Consider the following 17,008-nt stretch of genomic DNA (forward strand, 5'->3'; position numbering starts at 1 on the left):
GTGTCGCGCTCAAGCTTTGGCGGCGGCCAGGCGCCGCATCCTGGGGATCGGGATGCGGTAGTCGAGCGCGACCACGGTGGCCGACCCGTCGGCGTGGTGCCAGCGCATCAGCGCCGGCCCGCCACGGCCGCCGTCGACGTACTCGGGTCGGCCGGCGACCGGCATCGGGCCGACGGCCTTGAGGCTGAGCCCGAACGCCTCGGTCCAGAAGTACGGCCGCGGCTCGAGCATCGGGGCGTCCTGCCCGTGCAGCAGTGCAGCCGAAGCGACCTTGGCCTGTTCGATGGCGCTGTTCCACAACGGCGTACGCCGGTGGCCGCCGGCAACGGGCGCAGCGGCGACGTCGCCGACGGCCGCCACGTCGAGCGTGACCAGACAGCGCTCGTCGACGTGGACGGCGCCACGGCCGGCGCGTAGCACGCCGGAGCCGGAGAGCCACTCGGTGTTCGGCACATCGCCGACGGCGCCCACGACCAGGTCCGCGCTCAGGTCGGCTCCCTCGGCGCACACGACACGGCCGCGGCCGGCGATGGTGGCGCCGGCCGTCTCGACGATGTTCGCCCCGCGCTCGCGCGCGGCCCTGGTGAAGACCTGTGACAGGTGGGGGCCAAGCTGGGCGGCGAGCGGCGGTCCCTGGGAGACGACGGTCACCGGGCAGCCTCGGGCGAGCGTGCCGGACGCGATCTCCATACCGAGCGGACCCCCGCCGACGACCACCACGCTCGGGGTGGAGGTGAGGCGGTCGCGTAGCGCCTGCGCGTCGGCGAGACCGCGAAGCGTCATCTCCTCAGGCTGGTCGCTGAGCCTCCGGGCGCGGGAGCCGGTGGCGATCACGACCTTGTCGTACGCCACCTCCCTGCCATCCGCCAGGACGACGACCTTGCGTGCCTGGTCGAGTCCTGACGCACGGGTATCGAGGATCTCCTCGGCACCGTGGTCGCTGGGTGGCAGCTCGTGCGACCCGCCGTCGGCGGGGTCGGCGAGGAGCGCCTTGGAGAGCGCCGGGCGACTGTAGGCAGGCTCGTCCCCGATGATCGTGAGGTCGCCGTCGAACCCTGCCGCGCGCAGCGCATCCGCGGTGGTGAGCCCGGCGATGCCGTGGCCCACGACGACGACTCGTTCCGTCAACGCGCTCATCCGATACGGAGCGCTGCTACGGGGCAGACCCGGGCCGCGGCGCCGGCGGCCCGGGCGTCGGCCTCGCCGACCTCCTCGACGTCGATGACGAGCTCACCGTCGTCGTCGAGGTGCATGAGGTCGGGGGCGGCCTCTTCGCACAGGCCATGGCCCTCGCAGCGAGGGCGGTCGAGCAGGATCCTCATGCGGAGACGACCTCCATGACGGGGAGCCCCTCGATGCTCCGGGTGATGTTGCTGGCGACACGGACCTCGTCGCCGAGCTCGAGTCGCACGACGCGGCGCGAGAATGCCTCGATGACGGCGTGCACCTCGAGCCGGGCGAGGCCCTGCCCGGCACAGCCGTGCGGTCCGTACCCAAAGGAGAGGTGGTCGACCGGGTTGCGCTCGACACGGAAGACGTCGGGCTCCTCGTAGTGCCGTGGGTCGCGGTTGCCGGCGCCGAAGAGGATCCCGACCTGGGCGCCCGTCGGCACGACGAGACCGTCGATCTCGACCTCACCTGTGGCGCGCCGGCCCCAGACATGCACCGGTGCCCAGTAACGCAGCACCTCGTTGAACGCCGCCGGGACCAGTGCGCGGTCGGCACGGATCGCGGCGAGCTGTTCGGGGTGCCGGCCCAGCAGGGCGACGGCGTTGCCGAGCGCGGCGACGGTCGTGTCGACGCCCGCGCCGAGATACTGGTGGATGATGTGTCCTGCAGTGCCCGGCGGGATGTCGCCGCGGGACTCGGCTTCGAAGACGCCCCGGCCGACGGAGCCCGGCTGCAGGTCCTCAGCAGTGACGCTCGAGCACCAGGCGTACAGTTCACCGGCGATCGGGAAGCTCTCCGCCGTGCGCTGGTTCATCGGCCCGATCACCTGCATCGCGGCTTGGCCCCAGCGCAGCATGTTGGCGCGTACGTCGCCGGTGAAGCCGATCAGGTCGGCGACGATCTCGAGCGGGAAGGCCCTGGCGATCTGGTCGATCGCCTCGAAGGTGCCTCGTTCGACCAGGTCGGCGACCAGCGCGTCGGCCTTCTCCTCGATCTGGGGCTTCAGGCCGCGCAAGGCCCGCGGCGATAGATTCTCGGTCAGCGCCGCACGCAGCCGGGTGTGGTCCGGCGGATCAGAGGCGAGCGAGGTGCCGGTGAGCGCCTCGTTGACCGCGGGGTTGAACCCGATCGCGGCCGCCGAGGAGAACGCGTCGGTGTCGCTGAGCGCCCTGCGGATCGCGTCGTAGCGGGTCAGTACGTAGACGTCGTTGGCAGGCAGGTGGACGACCGGGCCGAGGTCCCGCAGCGCGGCGTAGGTGGGGTAGGGGTCGATCAGGATCTCATCATCGAAGATGTCGACATCGGAGGTTGGCGGCGTGCTCATGGCTTCCTCTGGTGGTGGTGGACAGGTCGGTGGGCGGAAGATCAGGCGGTCGCCGGAACGTCGGCGGAATCGAGGTCGGCCGGGGCCTGCGCGCCGACGAGCCCCACCAGCGTGAGGACCGCGGCGACGGCGGCGCAGACGCCGCAGACCAGGAAGGCGAGGTTGTACGCCGCTCCCAGCGACTCCATGGCCAGGCCGGCGATCTCGGCCGGCATCCGCACCGGCTCGCCTCCGGGGATGACCGGCATCGAGTTGAGCGCCATCGCGCCACCCTCGTGGCCGATCCCGACCGCCGCGTCGGCGTGCGCCTCATCGAGCGTGCCGGAGCCGACGAGCTCACCGACCACGCCCTCCAGGTCGGCGACCAGGCGGGCGTTGGCCGACGCGGTCGCGACCGCTCCGACGAGCACCGGCCCGAGCGCGAAACCCAGATCACGCAGCAGGTTGGTCGTAGCCGAGGCCATCCCGGCCAGGCGCAGCGGAACGGTGTTGATCGCGACAGCCGTGATGGAGCCGACCGTCATCGCGAACCCGACCCCCAGTGCCAGCATCGGCGCGACGAACCGGGTCCAGGTCATGTCGTTCACGTCGAAGGTGGAGCACCAGATGCCGGCCACCGCCATCGACGCGAATCCGATGCTGAGCACCCACCGTGGCGAGACGTTGCTGATCAGGCGGGAGACCACCGGCACCAGCACGAAGGCCGGTCCCTGGATGAAGAGGAACAGGATGCCGATGCGTACGGCTTCCTGGTGCTGGATCGCGCCGAGCCAGATCGACATCGAGAAGCAGATCCCGAGGAAGGCGAACATGCCGATCACGGTCGCTATCGCGACGACGGCGTAGGCGCGGTTGGCGAACAGGCCGAGCTGGATGAGCGGCACCTCGGTGCGCAGTTCGATGCGCACGAACGCGGCGAGCAGGACTGCGCCGAGGCCGGCTGCGGCGATGATGATCGGCTGGCCGAACCCGATCTCGGAGCCGTGGGTGGCCGCGAACAACAGCGCGATCAGGCCGACCGCCAAGGTGACCTGGCCGGGAACGTCGAGCTTGCGCCCCTCCGGTGCGGAGGAGTCGGAGGCGGCGAACGTGACCAGGATGGAGACCGCGGCGGCAACGATGACGATGAGGTACGCCGCACGCCAGTTTCCTGCGGAGGCGAGTGCACCACCCAGCATGGGGGCGATGGCCGCACCGATGGACAGGAATCCCGCCCACAGGGCGATCGACTTCGCGCGCTGCTCCGTGCTCGGTGCCTGCGCGGCGATCATCGCGAGGGAGATCGGGTAGAGGACGGCAGCACCGAGACCAGCCACGATCTGACCTACCCACAGAACCTCGACGCTGTCGGCGACGTACGTCACGACCCCGCCGAAGGCAGTGAGGAGCGCTCCGGCCTGCAGCAGGCGCTTGCGCCCGAAGAGGTCGCCGATGACGCCGGTGGTGAGCTCGAAGACGACCATCGGGATCGCGAAGGCAGCGCTGATCCAGGTCAGGTCGGTTCCGCTGGCGGAGAACTCCGACTGGAAGGTGCCGTTGAGAGCGCCGGGCAGCGAGTAGGCGACTTGGGCGAGGAGAACTGCGAAGCAACCTGCGACGACGGTCGCGGTGTATCGGGGCGCCTTCACCGGCGCCACTGCTGTGGACATGAGGGGACTCCTGAGGACTCGAGCCGTCTCCGAGTGTGATCGGCATCACGACCGGACGCAGGCAATCTGACATGTCACTAGACATAGTGTCAAGTCACAGGTCTCATTGTCTTCCTATCGTGGCGGCTCCGTGGGCCGCGGTCGGTCGCACTAGAGTCGCGCCATGGCCAACCTGCGCGCAGCCCAGAAGCGGATGACCCGCGAGCTCCTCCTCGACACGGGCCTGAACCTCTTCGGGGAGAAGGGGTACGCGTCGACGACTGTCGACGACATCGCCTCGACCGCGGGCGCTACCCGTGCCACCTTCTATGCTCACTTCCCCTCGAAGGTGGAGCTGATGAAGGCGCTCATCAGAGAGCGGCTCAACGTCGAGCTCGGTCGGGTCCCCTCGGAGGACCATGGGAGTACGGCACGTGAGCTGGTGGACGTGGTCGCCGACGGCAGCGACGAGCGGATTCGCGGGTGGCTCGAGGACGTCTCCACTCATTGGGACGCCATCCGCCCCTACACCGTCACGGCGTTCCAGGCGGCTGCGGTCGATCCCGAGATCCAGGCGCTGCTCGACGAGTGGACCGACGAGGTGGTCGGCGACATCACCGAAGGGCTCAACCGCGCCGGCCGGTTTGCGCCCGCGACTCGACGCCTGCGCGGTGTCATCGCTTTCACGGAGCTCGACCATGTCGCGCGACACTGGACGCCGGGACACTGGGGAGTGGACCGCGATGAGGTCCTCACCGTTCTGACCGAGAGCTGGTGCGGCACCATCGGACACGGCTCTGCTGAGGCCGGGCACAACCTGGCTTGAGTGCCGCGGGGCGTCACACCTGCCTGCGCGCGCAGGCCTGTCGATGCGCCCTCGGCTCTGCAGACACGTGCCCCACGATGCATCGGCACAGCGCTTCCTGGTGAGGAAGGCGGCGGCCGCTCGCCCTCGGCATGACGACGTCACGGGGTGTCGAGAAACGGCCGTTTGCCGGCGTCCGGTTCACAGAAGCTCGTCGGGCGAGGCGAGGCCGTGGGTGATGGCCCAGCTGACCGCCTGGCTGCGGGTGGTGACTCCGACCTTCCGGTAGGCCTGTCGGATGTGGGTCTTGAGGGTGTTCCCGCTCATGGTGAGCTTCTCGGCGATGTCTTGGTTGGGAAGCCCCTGGGCGATCAGGTCGAGAACCTCGATCTCCCGGGTGGTGAGCCCGGTTCCTGTGCACTGCCGGTCGCTCTGGGGCTCCCTGGTCGGCTCGCCGGCGGCGGTGAGCTCGATGCTGCGGACGAGGTCGTCGGCGTACGCGCTCATCGAGATCCAGGCTGTGGCGCCCAGTGAGTGGGCCTGGGCCTGTAGGTCGGGGCGCAGGTCTCGACTGAAGATCAGCACCTTCGCGTCCGCCTCGTGCAGCAGCTCGGAGAGCTCGTGCCCGCCGGCAAGGAAGAGGTTGAAGGTGTCGTAGAGGATCACGTCGACACCGACCGCGTGAGCATGAGCGGACGGAACTGTCGCCACGACCACGCGTTCCGGATAGTCGTCGAGCATCGCGATGACTCCGCGCATGACGACTTCCTGCGGGCTGACCACCGCGACGCGTACCACCCCTGACCCCACCACAACCTCGACCTTCTCAGAACGGTGCGGGGATTGGTAGAGCCCTTGGTCGGAACCCGCCCAGCGGCGTCGCGTCTGGGTACGTCGTCCTAGTCTGCCCTCGTCAGGCGGCTTCCTCGCCTGGCGTGAGGTGATCGGCGGGCAGCGCGGAGCCGGGCATCGAGGTCGGCTCGCAGTCGCATCGGCCACCGCACGCCAGGTAGACGTGTGCCGGATGGCCGCACCGCGGGCACGGCAGGTCGTGCGAGAGATGTAGCGCGTTGATCTGGGAGATGTTCCACATGGCCGTGCCTCCTCTCTGGTCTCCAGGTACCCAAACGCAGTGCTGCTCACCCGCGGGCCGGTTCATCCGCTGGGGGTGAATCGTCGGTGCGGACATCGGTCCTACGGTCTGAGGGCTGGCGTCGGTCCAGCTGGATACCTGGGTCGTCCGGTGTGCCGTGGGCGAGTCGGGGGAACCTGGAGGAACCCGTGACCACATCGGACGTCGGTGCCCCGCAGCCCGGGCTGAGAGTCGGGCCGACCAGCGAGTTCAGCCTGTTCTTCCGGGTCAAACCGGGTGCTGCGTCGTCCCTGCGGGACGCACTGACGGCGCTCCAGGACACGCCCGGCTACCGGCCGGGCGACTACGGGATGGCGATCCAGACCATCCACGAGGCGCGGTTTGTGCTGTTCGACGACGACACCCGGCTGGCGTTCATCACCAGCTTCGACGGTCCGTGGGACGCCTACATGGAGGACTTCTTCACCTCGGGGCCGACGCTGTCCCTCTTCGACGTGATCTTCAGCCACGTCGAGGGGTACGACGGGCTGCCGGACGTCGCGGCCGTGCGCTCCTTCGTCCTGGGAGCCGAGCAGCGCGCCGCGGCCTACGCCCGCAACTACGGCGGGACGGTCAAGGAGATCCGCAAGGCGCTGCGTGTCAACAGCGCCTTCCAGCAGGTCCTCGACCATCCGCAGGCCGCCGAGATCCTCGAGCACCCCGCGATGCGGCCCCTGCTCGACGAGGCCGCCGACTAGCCGCGCGGGCGGGGTGAGGAGCAGCGATGTCCGACCACATCTCCGGGCCGCGCGCGCTGGCCGACCCGATCGCGGACATCACCGACTTCTACGCGTTCCCGAGCCCCGACTCCCCGGGACGCCTCGTCCTGGTGATGAACACGCTGCCGATGGCCAGACCCACCGACCTGTTCTCGGCGGGTCTGCTCTACCGCTTCCGGCTGCGGCCGCTGAGCGTGCCCGTCGCCGGCACGAGCGGCGCGCCGTTCGTCGCGGGCGAGGACGAAGTGGTCCTCGACTGCGTCTTCGACCCGCCGGAGCACGTGGCGAACCCGGAGACCGGTCCATCCGGCCACGAGCAGCACGGCAGCTGCGTGACGCCGGGCGGCGAGGAGGTCACCTTCCGCGTCAACGACGAGGCCGGAGGTGCCGGCGGCGGCGTACGCGTCTTCGCCGGGGTGCGGTGGGACCCGTTCATCATGGACGCCCGCGCCGCGCTGGCCACGATCGCGACGCGGAAGCTCGCGTTCACCGAGGAGGGGTCGATCTTCCTGGACGGCAAGAACGTGCTGAGCATCGTGGTCGAGATCGACGCCGGTCTCCTGCCCGGGCCGACGCTCGTCGGCGTGGTGGCCGAGACCCTGACCCGCGGCGAGTTCAACGTACGCATCGAACGGGTCGGCCGGCCCGAGGTGAAGAACATGATGCTGGCCCCGAAGGACTTCGACCAGGTCAACCGGGATCTGGAGATCCGCGACCTCTACAACATGGAGGACGTCTTCCACCTCGGCGAGTCCTACTGCGGGGCCTACCGGGCGCGCCTCGATGCCAACCTGGCGTTCTGGGACGGCCTCGACGGCACGCAGGACTGGCCGCTCGGAGCCGACGGGAGCCACCCGCTCACCGACCTCGTCCTCGCCGACTATCTCGTGGTCGACCCCACCCTGCCGTACGCCGAGCAGGGATCCTTCCTCGAGATCGAGCTGGCCGCGCGACGTGGCGAGCCGCACCGGACGTGCGGGGGCCGGGCTCTGAACGACGACGTGATGGACGCGCTCTTCACCCAGCTCGTCAACGCCGGCCGAGGCCCCACGATCCGTGACGGCGTCGACGCCGCCACCCGCCCGGCCACCACCACGTTCCCGTATCTGGCTGCGGCGAACCCGAACCCGCCCGAGCCTCCGGAGCATCACTGACATGGACACTTACCTGGACACCGACATGGACGGGGTATCCCTCGAGCTGGACGACATCCAGTCCGGTGCACTGTTCGAGCGCCCCTCGCCGTACGTCGGCGTCTACCTGCTGCTCAGCATCCGTGATCGCCGCGACGGCCGTGAGCTGGTCCGGCGGCTGCACCGGCTCCTCGCCGAGGACGGCGAGGCCAGCGAGGCGGGGGAGACCTCGCTGACGGTCGCGTTCACCTATCGGGGGCTGGAGGCGCTCGGCGTGCCGCAGGCCTCCCTCGACAGCTTCGCCCCCGAGTTCCGGCAGGGGATGGCGGCGCGGGCCGAGATCCTGGGTGATGTCGGGGAGAGTGCTCCCGAGCACTGGGAGGAACCGCTCGGCAGCAGCGACGTGCACGTGGCCGTCTCCGTGCTCGCCCCGGACGAGGACCGGCTCGGGCTGGTCGCCGAGAAGGCCCGCCGAGCGCACGCCGAGCTGCCCGGGATCGAGCTCGTGTGGCGCCAGGACTGCTACCAGCTCGCGACGGGCCGGACCTCGTTCGGCTTCAAGGACGGCATCGGTCAGCCGGCTGTCGAAGGAAGCGGTCGGCCTGCCACGGACTCGCACGAGCCTCCGCTCAAGGCGGGGGAGATCATCCTCGGCTACCCCGACGAGACGGGCGAGCTCGCGCCGATGCCGTCGCCCGAGGTGCTGGGACGCAACGGGACCTACGTCGTGTTCCGCAAGCTGCACACCAAGGTGGCGGCGTACCGGTCCTATCTGCGGGCGAGGGCGGCGTCGCGGGCGGAGGAGGAGCTTCTCGGCGCGAAGATGGTCGGTCGCTGGCCCAGCGGCGCCCCGCTCGCGCTCGCGCCGGAACGCGACGACCCCGAGCTCGGGAGCGACCCGGACCGCAACAACGACTTCGCCTACGGCGATGACCCCCGCGGCTTCAAGTGCCCGGCCGGTGCCCATGCGCGCCGCGCCAACCCCCGCGACGCCCTCGACCAGGAGGGCAGCGTCGACGTACGCCTCCACCGGATGATCCGGCGCGGCACCAGCTACGGCCCGGCACTGCCCGAGGGCGTGCTCGAGGACGACGGGGCCGAGCGCGGCATCATGTTCGTGTTCGCCGGGGCGCACCTGAAGCGGCAGTTCGAGTTCGTGAAGACCCAGTGGCTCAACGACGGGATCTTCATCGGCGCCCCGCTCGAGTCGGACCCGCTCGTCGGCCCCCGTGCGGAGGCCGGAATGTTCACGATCCCGCAGCGACCGATCCGGCGCCGGCTCCAGGACCTGCCGCCGTTCGTGGTCACCCGCGGCGGCGAGTACTGCTTCGCCCCGAGCCTGAGCGCGCTGCACTGGCTCGCCGACCTGGAACCCGACGACCCCGCCACGCAGGGAGGACGCAGATGAGCACCTCGAGCACCGATCGCTGGGCAGCACTCGATTTCGCCCCACCGGACCCCGACATCGAGGAGACCGAACCACCGGTCCTCCTCGACTACCTCTCCGACGGCAGGGTCGCCCGGGTCACGCTCAACCGCCCCCATGCCGACAACGCGATCTCGACCGAGATGGGCACCGCGCTGACCGAGGTCGTCGAGGAGATCGCGGTGCGCACCGGCGTACGGGTCGTCATCCTGACGGGCGCCGGCGAGCGCGCGTTCTCGGTCGGGAGCGACCTGCGACAGCGCAAGGCGATGACCAAGGAGGACTGGCTGCGCCAGCGGCAGGCCTTCGACCGCACCCTGTACACGGTGCGCCAGCTGCGCAAGCCGATCTTCACCGCGGTCAACGGGATCGCGTACGGCGGCGGTTGCGAGCTGGCTCAGAGCACCGACTTCATCATCGCCTCGACGACGGCGACCTTCGGCCAGCCCGAGGCGATGCTCGGCCTGGCGGCCGGGGGCGGCTCACCGGCGCTGCTGCCTCGCCTGCTGCCGCGCGGCAAGGCGCTGCAGATGCTGTTCACCGGCGACCCGGTCCCCGCGACGGAGGCCTACCGGCTGGGCATGGTCAACGAGCTGCACGAACCCGGCGACCTCGCCACGGCGGCGCTGGCGATCGCCGACAAGATCGCCGGCAACTCGCCGACCGCGGTCCAGGCGGTGAAGCGGGCCGTGCACCTGGGGGAGGGGCAGCCGATCGAGCAGGCCGTCGCGATCATGATGGACGCCCACTGGCGCTCCGCGGTCCACCCCGACCGCGTCGAGGGCATCGGCGCCTTCAACGACGGCCGCGATCCCACCTTCGCCGACTCCGACTTCTGACCCCACACCTCACCCGTCCCCAGGAGGCTGAACCAGCATGACCGTTGATGATGAGCTCGAGGCGGCCCGTGCGGCCCTGGTGATGATCAACCCCGCGCCGTACAACGCCGAGGCGCCGCCGGCCGCCCTGGCCGAGGACCTCACCCCTGTCGAGCTGCACTACGTACGCAGCAACTTCGCCGTGCCCGACCACGACGGCACGCTGGAGATCGGCGGCGCCGTCGGCAGGCCCACGACCCTGACGCTCGAGGACCTGCGCGCGCTGCCCGCCCACCAGAGCACGGTCACCCTCGAGTGCGCCGGCAACGGCCGCCTGGAGATGAGGCCGCTGCCGACCGGCGAGCCGTGGGGCGACTTCGCGGTCTCCACGGCACGGTGGACCGGAGCCCTGCTCCACGACGTTCTCGCGAGCGTCGAGCCGGCGGCCGACGGGGTCGAGCTCCTCGCCACCGGCGCCGACCACGGGCCGTACCACCTGCAGGCGGTCCTTCCCGAGACCGACCAGGACGATCTCACCTTCACCCGCGCGCTGCCGCTGTCGCTGGCCACCGACCCGGAGTCGGGGATCCTCATCGCCTACGAGATGAACGGCCGGCCCCTCGAGCGCGACCACGGCGCCCCGTTCCGGCTGATCGTCCCGCACTGGTACGCCGTCGCGTCGGTGAAGTGGCTCGACCGGCTCGACGTCCTGACCGAGCCGTACTCCGGAGAGTTCCAGACCGGTCACTACATCTACGAGTGGCCCGACAGGCCGCACGAGCCCGTCACGCTCATGCGGGTCCGCGCCCGCATCACCCAGCCGGAACCCGGCTCGGTCCTCACCCAGGAGACCTGCACCGTCCGCGGGAAGGCCTGGTCGGGGACCGGTCCGGTCACGAAGGTCGAGGTCAGCCTCACCGGCGCGGGCGACTGGGAGCCGGCGCAGCTGGAGCCGGCCGCCGCGGGCGACTTCGGCTGGCAGGACTGGAGCTTCACCTGGGACGGTATCGGCGTCGGCCGGCACACCCTCCGAGCCAGAGCGACCGACGCTGCCGGGAACGTGCAGCCCGACGTACCGCCGTGGAACCGCCTGGGCTACGGGAACAACGCCATCGAGGTCATCTACGTCGACCGGCGCTAGCCCCAGGTCCGTCGCCACAGGCCCGGTGCGTCAGCGGGCGAGGTCGGCGCGTGCCTGCTCCAGGACCCGGTCCAGGTCCGCGTAGATCTCGTCGTGCCGCTTCCGGAGGTCGTCGAGACCTGCGACGTCGTTGAGGTCCCCGATCGCCTCACGGAGGGCTTGGAACCGCTGGGGGATCTCCCCGCCCGCGCTGAGGACGCTCAGCTGGCCGATGGCGGCACGGGCGGCCGAGTTGTTGCGGTACGCCTCCTGCCGCAACGACTCGCGCTCGGCGTCGGAGAGGTCGGCGAGGCGAGCCTTGACGCGGCTGTAGGTGACGCGCTCGAACTCGTACAGGCTCGCGGCGCACTGGCCGTAGACGCGGACCCTGGCGTCGAGCAGCTGCAGGTCACGGGTGTTCCGGTGCTGCCAGAACGCGCCCCACCAGGCGCCGAGGAGGGTGGCGAGGATGCCCATCCCGGCCACCACGACAGTCGTGGTCACGTCGGAAGACCGTAGGGCATGCGACCTCGCCGCGCAGGCGATTACGGTGCGTGCCCGCGTCGGAGCCGAGGGCAAGCGGCCGAAGACGTGGGACAGCGCGGTCATGGGGTGCCGATCACCATCAAACGCGCTCTACGGGTTAGGTTCTGCGGCGGCATTCCCCCGATCTTGGAGTTTCTCGATGTCAGACCTGACCTATCAGATGCTGGCGTTGGTGGCCTATATGGTCGCCATGCTCGGCATCGGCGCCTGGGCGTACCGGCGCACCTCGAACCTCGACGACTACATGCTGGGCGGGCGCGACCTCGGCCCGATGGTGAGTGCGTTGAGCGCGGGTGCCTCGGACATGTCCGGGTGGTTGCTCATGGGCCTGCCCGGTGCGATCTACGCGACCGGGCTGATGGAGGGCTGGATCGCCGTCGGCCTGACCGTCGGCGCCTGGCTCAACTGGAAGGTCGTGGCACCGCGGCTGCGGACGTACACCGAGGTCTCGGGCGACTCGATCACCGTGCCCAGCTTCCTGGAGAACCGGCTCAAGGACACCTCGCGGCTGCTGCGGATGGCCTCCGGGGCCGTCATCCTGGTGTTCTTCACCTTCTACGTGTCCTCGGGCATGGTGGCCGGCGGCGTCTTCTTCGAGAGCTCCTTCGGCACGGACTTCCACACCGGCATGCTGGTCGTCGCCGGGGTCGTGGTGGCGTACACGCTCTTCGGTGGCTTCCTCGCGGTCTCCTACACCGACTTCGTGCAGGGCGCGATCATGCTGCTCGCGCTGGTGCTGGTGCCGGTCGTCGGTCTCTTCGTGACCGGCGGGCCCGCCGAGACCCTGGACAGCATCCGTGCCGTCGACCCGTCGCGGCTGAGCATGCTCGAGGGGGCGACCGCCCTCGGCGTCATCTCGGCGGTCGCATGGGGGCTGGGCTACTTCGGCCAGCCGCACATCATCGTCCGCTTCATGGCCCTGCGTACGGCGGGGGAGGCCGCCTCCGCGCGGCGGATCGGCATCGGCTGGATGATGCTGAGCCTCTTCGGCGCCGTCGGCACCGCCCTCGTCGGCATCGCCTACTACCAGCAGAACCCCGATGCGACGCTCGAGGACCCGGAGGCGGTCTTCATCGTGCTGGGGCAGATCTTCTTCCACCCGCTGGTCGCGGGCATCATGCTCGCCGCCGTGCTCGCCGCGATCATGAGCACGATCTCCTCCCAGCTCCTGGTGACCTCCTCGGCGCTGGTGGAGGACCTCTACAAGGCGGTCTTCAAGAACGACGCCTCCGACCGTCAGCTGGTCCTGTTCGGCCGGCTCGCCGTGCTCGGGATCGCCGTCGTGGCCGCTGTCCTGGCCTGGCCCAAGAGCGGGACCGTGCTCGACCTGGTCGCCTACGCGTGGGCGGGATTCGGTGCCTCCTTCGGCCCGATCATCCTGCTGGCGCTGTGGTGGCGGAAGCTCACCGCGGCCGGCGCGCTGGCAGGCCTGGTGGTCGGTGCCGTGACGGTCGTCGTGTGGGGCAACATCGACGCGCTCAGCTCGCAGATGTACGAGATCGTGCCGGGCTTCGCGCTCAACGCGATCGTCGCGGTGGTGGTCAGCCTGGCGACCTACCGGGAGAACCCGGACATCGATGCCGAGTTCGACGAGGCGATCCGGCTGCTGGACCCCGCCGGTTCGCGCGAGGAGACGGCTCGCGTCTGACCCGACGGGCCCGGGATCTCGTGGAAACCGCGATCCCGGGCCCGATGGCGTACTGTTCAAAGCGTTGAAGGGACGGCTCTGTAAGCCGTCCTGGCCGCACACCACGTTGCGGCTTGTATCTTTTATCTGGTTTTCGGTTCGCTGGACATCAGCACAGATGGATGTCTTCAGCGGCTCGGGGCACAGTGCCCCGGCACCGAACAAAGGAAAAGATCATGGCTCAGGGCACCGTCAAGTGGTTCAACGCTGACAAGGGCTTCGGCTTCATCGCGCAGGACGGCGGCGGCGAGGACGTGTTCGTTCACTTCTCCGCCATCCAGACCAGCGGTTACAAGTCGCTCGACGAGAACCAGAAGGTCGAGTTCGACGTCACCGCCGGCCCCAAGGGCCCGCAGGCCGAGAACGTCCGCGTCGCCTGATTTTCAACGAAGGGCCCCGACCGCAGCCGCGGTCGGGGCCCTTCGTGCGTGTGGCGGCCGCTCACCCGGGTCGCCCGCCGAAGTCCCACGGGTGAACCTCGACCGCCGCGAAGCGAGCGGGGGAGAGGATCCGCTGCGCGTCGCCCGCTGAGGCCGCCTCCAGCAGCACGGCCGCCCCGACCACCACGGCTCCGTCGTCGGACAAGAGCGGTCCGCAGGCGATCAGCTGCTCGCCGTCCGGCAAGTCGATGTCGTCCGTCGGCTCGCAGAACCCGAGGACGAGGTATCGGTTGTCGCCCGGCCCGCCGTCGCCGAACTCCCACATCGTGCGGCCGAGCGTGTTGCGCCACCGCCGCAGCAGCACGTCCCGGTAGGCACCGGCCTGGTAGCCGGGCTCCTCGAACGCGAACGCGCGGGCTGTGGTGGCATCCGGGAGGTCGAGGATGTGGACGCTCCCGGTCAGAGTCTCGTCGTCGGCGGCGAAGGTCGGTCCTCGCGCGATCATCGTCGCGGCGAACCGATCCATGTAGGTCCAGTGCTCCTCCACCATCTCGGTGCGCAGTGGCGTCGACCCCGGGCGGTCGCGGTGGTAGCAGAAGAACTCCATGGGCTGAGACTCACCGCACCCGTCCTCCCGCGCAATCGGTTATCTCGGCGGGTCCGTAGGGTGGAGCCGAGGAGGCTGACATGGCGGGTGATCGCGACCGGAACGACCAAGGGCGGGCGCAGCAGGCTCGGCCGCGCGACGCGCTCGGCCGTCCGCTGCCCTACGGTGAGGTCGGGGTCGAGCCCATCTCCGAGGAGCCGCTCCCGCCGGCGGAGACCTTGGCGTACGCCCGCGAGCTCCTGGACCAGGGGCGTCCGTTCGCGGCTCACGAGGCGCTCGAGGTGCGGTGGAAGTCGTGCCCGGAGGAGGAGCGTGAGCTGTGGCAGGGGCTGGCCCAGCTGTGTGTCGGCCTGACCCACCACGAGCGCGGCAACGCGGTCGGCGCCTCCCGGCTGATCGAGCGCGCGGCGCGGCGGCTGGAGACGTACGAGAGGGGCGAAGGCCCGGCCTACGGCCTCGATCTCGGCGCGCTCGTCGGGTGTGCCCGAGACCGCGTGCCGAGCGACTGAGCCCGGGCGGCTAGGGCCGGTCGGTGTCCGCCTTGAAGTCCTTGGACTCGACGACGAGGGACACCAGGACTCCGCCGAGCAGCGCCCAGAGCGGGGCGGAGATGTTGAGGATGGTCACGCCGCTCATGGCGATCACGAGCGCGGCGAACGCTCCGGTCTGGAACCTGGTGCCGCCGAACGCTCCGCGGAAGGCCGAGACCAGCACTCCGATCATGGCCAGCCCGGCCACGGCGGCGATCAGCGTCGGAGGCAGGATCGACACCAGGGCGACCGCCACCCCGGCGAAGACGCCGAAGAGGGCGAACAGGATGCCGTTGACCACGGTCGCGACGTAGCGGCCGTCGCGGTTCTCGCCGGCCTGCTCCGAGGAGCAGATGGCGGTCATCGGCCCCGCGATGTTCGCGTTGTGGCCGCCGAAGAACGAGGTCAGGATGCCTCCGACGCCGCTGATCAGGGTCATCGCGTTGACCGGAGGCCGGTACTTCTCGGCCATCAGCACTCCGGTGGCCTGGGCGTTCTCGGCGCCGATGACCAGCACCGCGAGCGGGATCGCCACGGCCAGGATGGCATTGAGGTCGAACGCGGGTGCCACCAGCTGCGGGGCGGAGAGCGCGAAATCGGCGTCCGCGGACCCGAAGGCCCCGGTGGCCAGCGAGGCGACGATGCCGAAGACCAGCGCACCGACGACGCCGGGTACGGACCTGACGAAGCGGGTGAGCAGCAGATAGCCGACCGCTGCGGCGATCACGATCACCGGGGTGCGGACGCCTGCGTCCACCACGCCGGTGCCGAAGCGGATCAGCGCGCCGGCGATCATCGCCATCACGATCGGCACCGGGAGCCATGCGGCCAGCCGGGGGAGCAGCCCGGTGAGGCCCAGCGCGAGCACGAGCACACCGGCGGCCAGGAAGGCGCCGGCCATCTCGCTGAACTCGAAGTCCGCCAGGGCGCCGACCACGAGGACCGCGCCGGGGATGCTCCAGGCGCCGGTGACGGGCATCTTGTAGTAGAGGCCGAGGACCAGCGAGATGAGGCCGCCGAAGACGTAGATGCCGAAGATCCACGAGGTGACGAGCGCGTCGGACAGTCCTGCCTTGTGGGCCCCGTTGATGATGATCAGGGCGGGCCCGGTGCACCCGAAGATGGCGGCGACCAGGCCGGCGCTCACCGGAGCCACCCCCACGTGTCGTCGTAGGTCGCGAAGTCCTGACCTGAATCCGGGCCCCGGCTCGACCAGAGTGCGGCCGGCGCGAGTCGCTGGGGGAGTGGGCTGGCTGGTGGAGCCAGTGGTGGGGCTGGTCATGGGGGCCACCTCGATGTCACGACGTACGGTCTGAAAGCGACCGTCTGGTTTGGACTATCGAAACCTAGGGCTGCTCCCAGAGCGCTGTCAAGGGCGGCTGTTCGGGTGCCCGGCTAGCTGCGTTCCTTCTCGAGCTTCTCCCAGAAGTCGAGGGCGGCGTGCTCCATCGCCAGGCCGAGCCCGAGGGGGACCATGCGGTCGGCCACGTCCTCGCGGTCCTTGAACATCTCCTGCATCCCTGTGTAGACCTTGATCCGCTCGCGGTGCTGTTCGATCTGCTCTCGCGCCAGCTGGAGGACGTCCTCGGCCTGGGCGAACTCGGCGAAGAAGAGCTTGAGCTCGGCGACGTCGCGCACCTGCATCTGCTCGGTCGTGGGCTCGCTCAGCCACGACTTGAGGGCATCGAGGCCGGCAGGGGTGGCCGAGTACAGCTGGCGTCGCCGGCCGACCTCCTCCTGGTGCACCTCGAGGAGGCCGAGGTCGACCAGCCGCTTCGGCTCGGAGTACAGCTGCGCGTGCGGGAAGGGCCAGAAGTAGCCGACGGAGCGGTTGACGGCGCGCTTGAGGTCGTACGACGTCGACGGTCCTCGCATCGACACCATGCCCAGCACGACGTAGGAGGTAGGGGTCAGTTTCGGTGTTGACACGGTCTGAAGCGTATCGTAGGGTCCTGAACGTCCGAAACAGACGATACGAACTGT

Annotated in this window: 19 protein-coding genes; 9 read left to right on the top strand and 10 right to left on the bottom strand. The window is 69.9% G+C overall.

Annotated elements, in window-relative coordinates:
* Positions 1-9: 9 nt before the first annotated feature.
* The 4 genes from ACZ6WN_RS16530 to ACZ6WN_RS16545 are packed head-to-tail and all read right to left on the bottom strand — an operon-like array spanning position 10 to position 4,143.
* Positions 10-1,137, bottom strand: coding sequence for an NAD(P)/FAD-dependent oxidoreductase (locus ACZ6WN_RS16530; protein WP_465866004.1), 1,128 nt, complete (start codon positions 1,135-1,137; stop codon positions 10-12).
* Positions 1,134-1,322, bottom strand: coding sequence for a ferredoxin (locus ACZ6WN_RS16535; RefSeq protein ID WP_465866005.1), 189 nt, complete (start codon positions 1,320-1,322; stop codon positions 1,134-1,136). The genes ACZ6WN_RS16530 and ACZ6WN_RS16535 overlap by 4 nt, the downstream gene beginning before the upstream one ends.
* A complete protein-coding gene (locus ACZ6WN_RS16540) occupies positions 1,319-2,494 on the bottom strand; it encodes a cytochrome P450 (protein WP_465866006.1) in 1,176 nt (391 codons plus the stop codon). The genes ACZ6WN_RS16535 and ACZ6WN_RS16540 overlap by 4 nt, the downstream gene beginning before the upstream one ends.
* A 41-nt stretch (positions 2,495-2,535) precedes the next feature.
* On the bottom strand, positions 2,536-4,143 hold the full coding sequence (locus ACZ6WN_RS16545) for an MFS transporter (RefSeq protein WP_465866007.1): 1,608 nt from the start codon (positions 4,141-4,143) through the stop codon (positions 2,536-2,538).
* A 163-nt stretch (positions 4,144-4,306) separates the two neighbouring features.
* On the opposite strand from ACZ6WN_RS16545, the gene ACZ6WN_RS16550 reads away from it, so the two are divergent.
* The gene (locus tag ACZ6WN_RS16550) at positions 4,307-4,948 is read left to right on the top strand and encodes a TetR/AcrR family transcriptional regulator (protein WP_465866008.1); all 642 of its coding nucleotides are present in this window, start codon (positions 4,307-4,309) and stop codon (positions 4,946-4,948) included.
* Between the two features lie 180 nt (positions 4,949-5,128).
* Here ACZ6WN_RS16550 and ACZ6WN_RS16555 read toward each other — a convergent pair whose 3' ends face one another.
* Positions 5,129-5,686, bottom strand: a complete 558-nt coding sequence (locus ACZ6WN_RS16555) for a helix-turn-helix transcriptional regulator (RefSeq protein ID WP_465866009.1) — start codon at positions 5,684-5,686, stop codon at positions 5,129-5,131.
* A 154-nt stretch (positions 5,687-5,840) separates the two neighbouring features.
* Positions 5,841-6,020 carry a hypothetical protein gene (locus ACZ6WN_RS16560; RefSeq protein WP_465866011.1) on the bottom strand — a complete coding sequence of 60 codons (180 nt, stop codon included), beginning with the start codon at positions 6,018-6,020 and terminating at the stop codon, positions 5,841-5,843.
* A 188-nt stretch (positions 6,021-6,208) separates the two neighbouring features.
* Here ACZ6WN_RS16560 and ACZ6WN_RS16565 point away from each other — a divergent pair, with 188 nt between their 5' ends.
* The 5 genes from ACZ6WN_RS16565 to ACZ6WN_RS16585 are packed head-to-tail and all read left to right on the top strand — an operon-like array spanning position 6,209 to position 11,296.
* Positions 6,209-6,757, top strand: coding sequence for a hypothetical protein (locus tag ACZ6WN_RS16565; RefSeq protein ID WP_465866012.1), 549 nt, complete (start codon positions 6,209-6,211; stop codon positions 6,755-6,757).
* Positions 6,758-6,783: 26 nt separating this feature from the next.
* On the top strand, positions 6,784-7,932 hold the full coding sequence (locus tag ACZ6WN_RS16570; RefSeq protein ID WP_465866014.1) for a DUF4331 family protein: 1,149 nt from the start codon (positions 6,784-6,786) through the stop codon (positions 7,930-7,932).
* 1 nt (position 7,933) lies between these two features.
* Complete coding sequence (locus ACZ6WN_RS16575; protein ID WP_465866016.1) at positions 7,934-9,319, top strand: Dyp-type peroxidase; 1,386 nt, start codon at positions 7,934-7,936, stop codon at positions 9,317-9,319.
* On the top strand, positions 9,316-10,176 hold the full coding sequence (locus ACZ6WN_RS16580; RefSeq protein ID WP_465866017.1) for an enoyl-CoA hydratase/isomerase family protein: 861 nt from the start codon (positions 9,316-9,318) through the stop codon (positions 10,174-10,176). The genes ACZ6WN_RS16575 and ACZ6WN_RS16580 overlap by 4 nt, the downstream gene beginning before the upstream one ends.
* Before the next feature lie 37 nt (positions 10,177-10,213).
* Positions 10,214-11,296 (top strand): sulfite oxidase, encoded by a 1,083-nt coding sequence (locus tag ACZ6WN_RS16585; protein WP_465866018.1) that lies wholly within the window; start codon positions 10,214-10,216, stop codon positions 11,294-11,296.
* A 30-nt stretch (positions 11,297-11,326) separates the two neighbouring features.
* On the opposite strand, the gene ACZ6WN_RS16590 is transcribed toward ACZ6WN_RS16585, so the two are convergent.
* Complete coding sequence (locus ACZ6WN_RS16590) at positions 11,327-11,779, bottom strand: hypothetical protein (RefSeq protein ID WP_465866020.1); 453 nt, start codon at positions 11,777-11,779, stop codon at positions 11,327-11,329.
* Between the two features lie 181 nt (positions 11,780-11,960).
* Here ACZ6WN_RS16590 and putP point away from each other — a divergent pair, with 181 nt between their 5' ends.
* Positions 11,961-13,469 carry a sodium/proline symporter PutP gene (putP, locus tag ACZ6WN_RS16595; protein WP_465866021.1) on the top strand — a complete coding sequence of 503 codons (1,509 nt, stop codon included), beginning with the start codon at positions 11,961-11,963 and terminating at the stop codon, positions 13,467-13,469.
* A 215-nt stretch (positions 13,470-13,684) separates the two neighbouring features.
* On the top strand, positions 13,685-13,888 hold the full coding sequence (locus ACZ6WN_RS16600; protein ID WP_141804077.1) for a cold-shock protein: 204 nt from the start codon (positions 13,685-13,687) through the stop codon (positions 13,886-13,888).
* A gap of 61 nt (positions 13,889-13,949) precedes the next feature.
* Here ACZ6WN_RS16600 and ACZ6WN_RS16605 read toward each other — a convergent pair whose 3' ends face one another.
* The gene (locus ACZ6WN_RS16605) at positions 13,950-14,495 is read right to left on the bottom strand and encodes a YciI family protein (RefSeq protein WP_465866023.1); all 546 of its coding nucleotides are present in this window, start codon (positions 14,493-14,495) and stop codon (positions 13,950-13,952) included.
* Between the two features lie 80 nt (positions 14,496-14,575).
* Between ACZ6WN_RS16605 and ACZ6WN_RS16610 the strand changes: the two genes are divergently transcribed.
* Positions 14,576-15,004, top strand: a complete 429-nt coding sequence (locus ACZ6WN_RS16610) for a DUF309 domain-containing protein (protein ID WP_465866024.1) — start codon at positions 14,576-14,578, stop codon at positions 15,002-15,004.
* Between the two features lie 10 nt (positions 15,005-15,014).
* Here the strand turns inward: ACZ6WN_RS16610 and ACZ6WN_RS16615 are convergent, their stop codons facing one another.
* Both ACZ6WN_RS16615 and ACZ6WN_RS16620 read right to left on the bottom strand, forming a co-directional pair.
* Positions 15,015-16,172, bottom strand: a complete 1,158-nt coding sequence (locus tag ACZ6WN_RS16615) for a benzoate/H(+) symporter BenE family transporter (RefSeq protein ID WP_465866025.1) — start codon at positions 16,170-16,172, stop codon at positions 15,015-15,017.
* Between the two features lie 248 nt (positions 16,173-16,420).
* Positions 16,421-16,954 carry a PadR family transcriptional regulator gene (locus ACZ6WN_RS16620; protein ID WP_465866026.1) on the bottom strand — a complete coding sequence of 178 codons (534 nt, stop codon included), beginning with the start codon at positions 16,952-16,954 and terminating at the stop codon, positions 16,421-16,423.
* Positions 16,955-17,008: the final 54 nt, after the last annotated feature.

The organism is Nocardioides sp. NPDC054178 (assembly GCF_055585005.1).

Excerpts from the sequence above, each read along its gene's own strand:
- ACZ6WN_RS16530 (WP_465866004.1), bottom strand. The coding sequence starts at position 1,137 with ATGAGCGCGTTGACGGAACGAGTCGTCGTCGTGGGCCACGGCATCGCC.
- ACZ6WN_RS16535 (WP_465866005.1), bottom strand. The coding sequence starts at position 1,322 with ATGAGGATCCTGCTCGACCGCCCTCGCTGCGAGGGCCATGGCCTGTGC.
- ACZ6WN_RS16540 (WP_465866006.1), bottom strand. The coding sequence starts at position 2,494 with ATGAGCACGCCGCCAACCTCCGATGTCGACATCTTCGATGATGAGATC.
- ACZ6WN_RS16545 (WP_465866007.1), bottom strand. The coding sequence starts at position 4,143 with ATGTCCACAGCAGTGGCGCCGGTGAAGGCGCCCCGATACACCGCGACC.
- ACZ6WN_RS16550 (WP_465866008.1), top strand. The coding sequence starts at position 4,307 with ATGGCCAACCTGCGCGCAGCCCAGAAGCGGATGACCCGCGAGCTCCTC.
- ACZ6WN_RS16555 (WP_465866009.1), bottom strand. The coding sequence starts at position 5,686 with ATGCGCGGAGTCATCGCGATGCTCGACGACTATCCGGAACGCGTGGTC.
- ACZ6WN_RS16560 (WP_465866011.1), bottom strand. The coding sequence starts at position 6,020 with ATGTGGAACATCTCCCAGATCAACGCGCTACATCTCTCGCACGACCTG.
- ACZ6WN_RS16570 (WP_465866014.1), top strand. The coding sequence starts at position 6,784 with ATGTCCGACCACATCTCCGGGCCGCGCGCGCTGGCCGACCCGATCGCG.
- ACZ6WN_RS16575 (WP_465866016.1), top strand. The coding sequence starts at position 7,934 with ATGGACACTTACCTGGACACCGACATGGACGGGGTATCCCTCGAGCTG.
- ACZ6WN_RS16580 (WP_465866017.1), top strand. The coding sequence starts at position 9,316 with ATGAGCACCTCGAGCACCGATCGCTGGGCAGCACTCGATTTCGCCCCA.
- ACZ6WN_RS16585 (WP_465866018.1), top strand. The coding sequence starts at position 10,214 with ATGACCGTTGATGATGAGCTCGAGGCGGCCCGTGCGGCCCTGGTGATG.
- putP (WP_465866021.1), top strand. The coding sequence starts at position 11,961 with ATGTCAGACCTGACCTATCAGATGCTGGCGTTGGTGGCCTATATGGTC.
- ACZ6WN_RS16600 (WP_141804077.1), top strand. The coding sequence starts at position 13,685 with ATGGCTCAGGGCACCGTCAAGTGGTTCAACGCTGACAAGGGCTTCGGC.
- ACZ6WN_RS16605 (WP_465866023.1), bottom strand. The coding sequence starts at position 14,495 with ATGGAGTTCTTCTGCTACCACCGCGACCGCCCGGGGTCGACGCCACTG.
- ACZ6WN_RS16610 (WP_465866024.1), top strand. The coding sequence starts at position 14,576 with ATGGCGGGTGATCGCGACCGGAACGACCAAGGGCGGGCGCAGCAGGCT.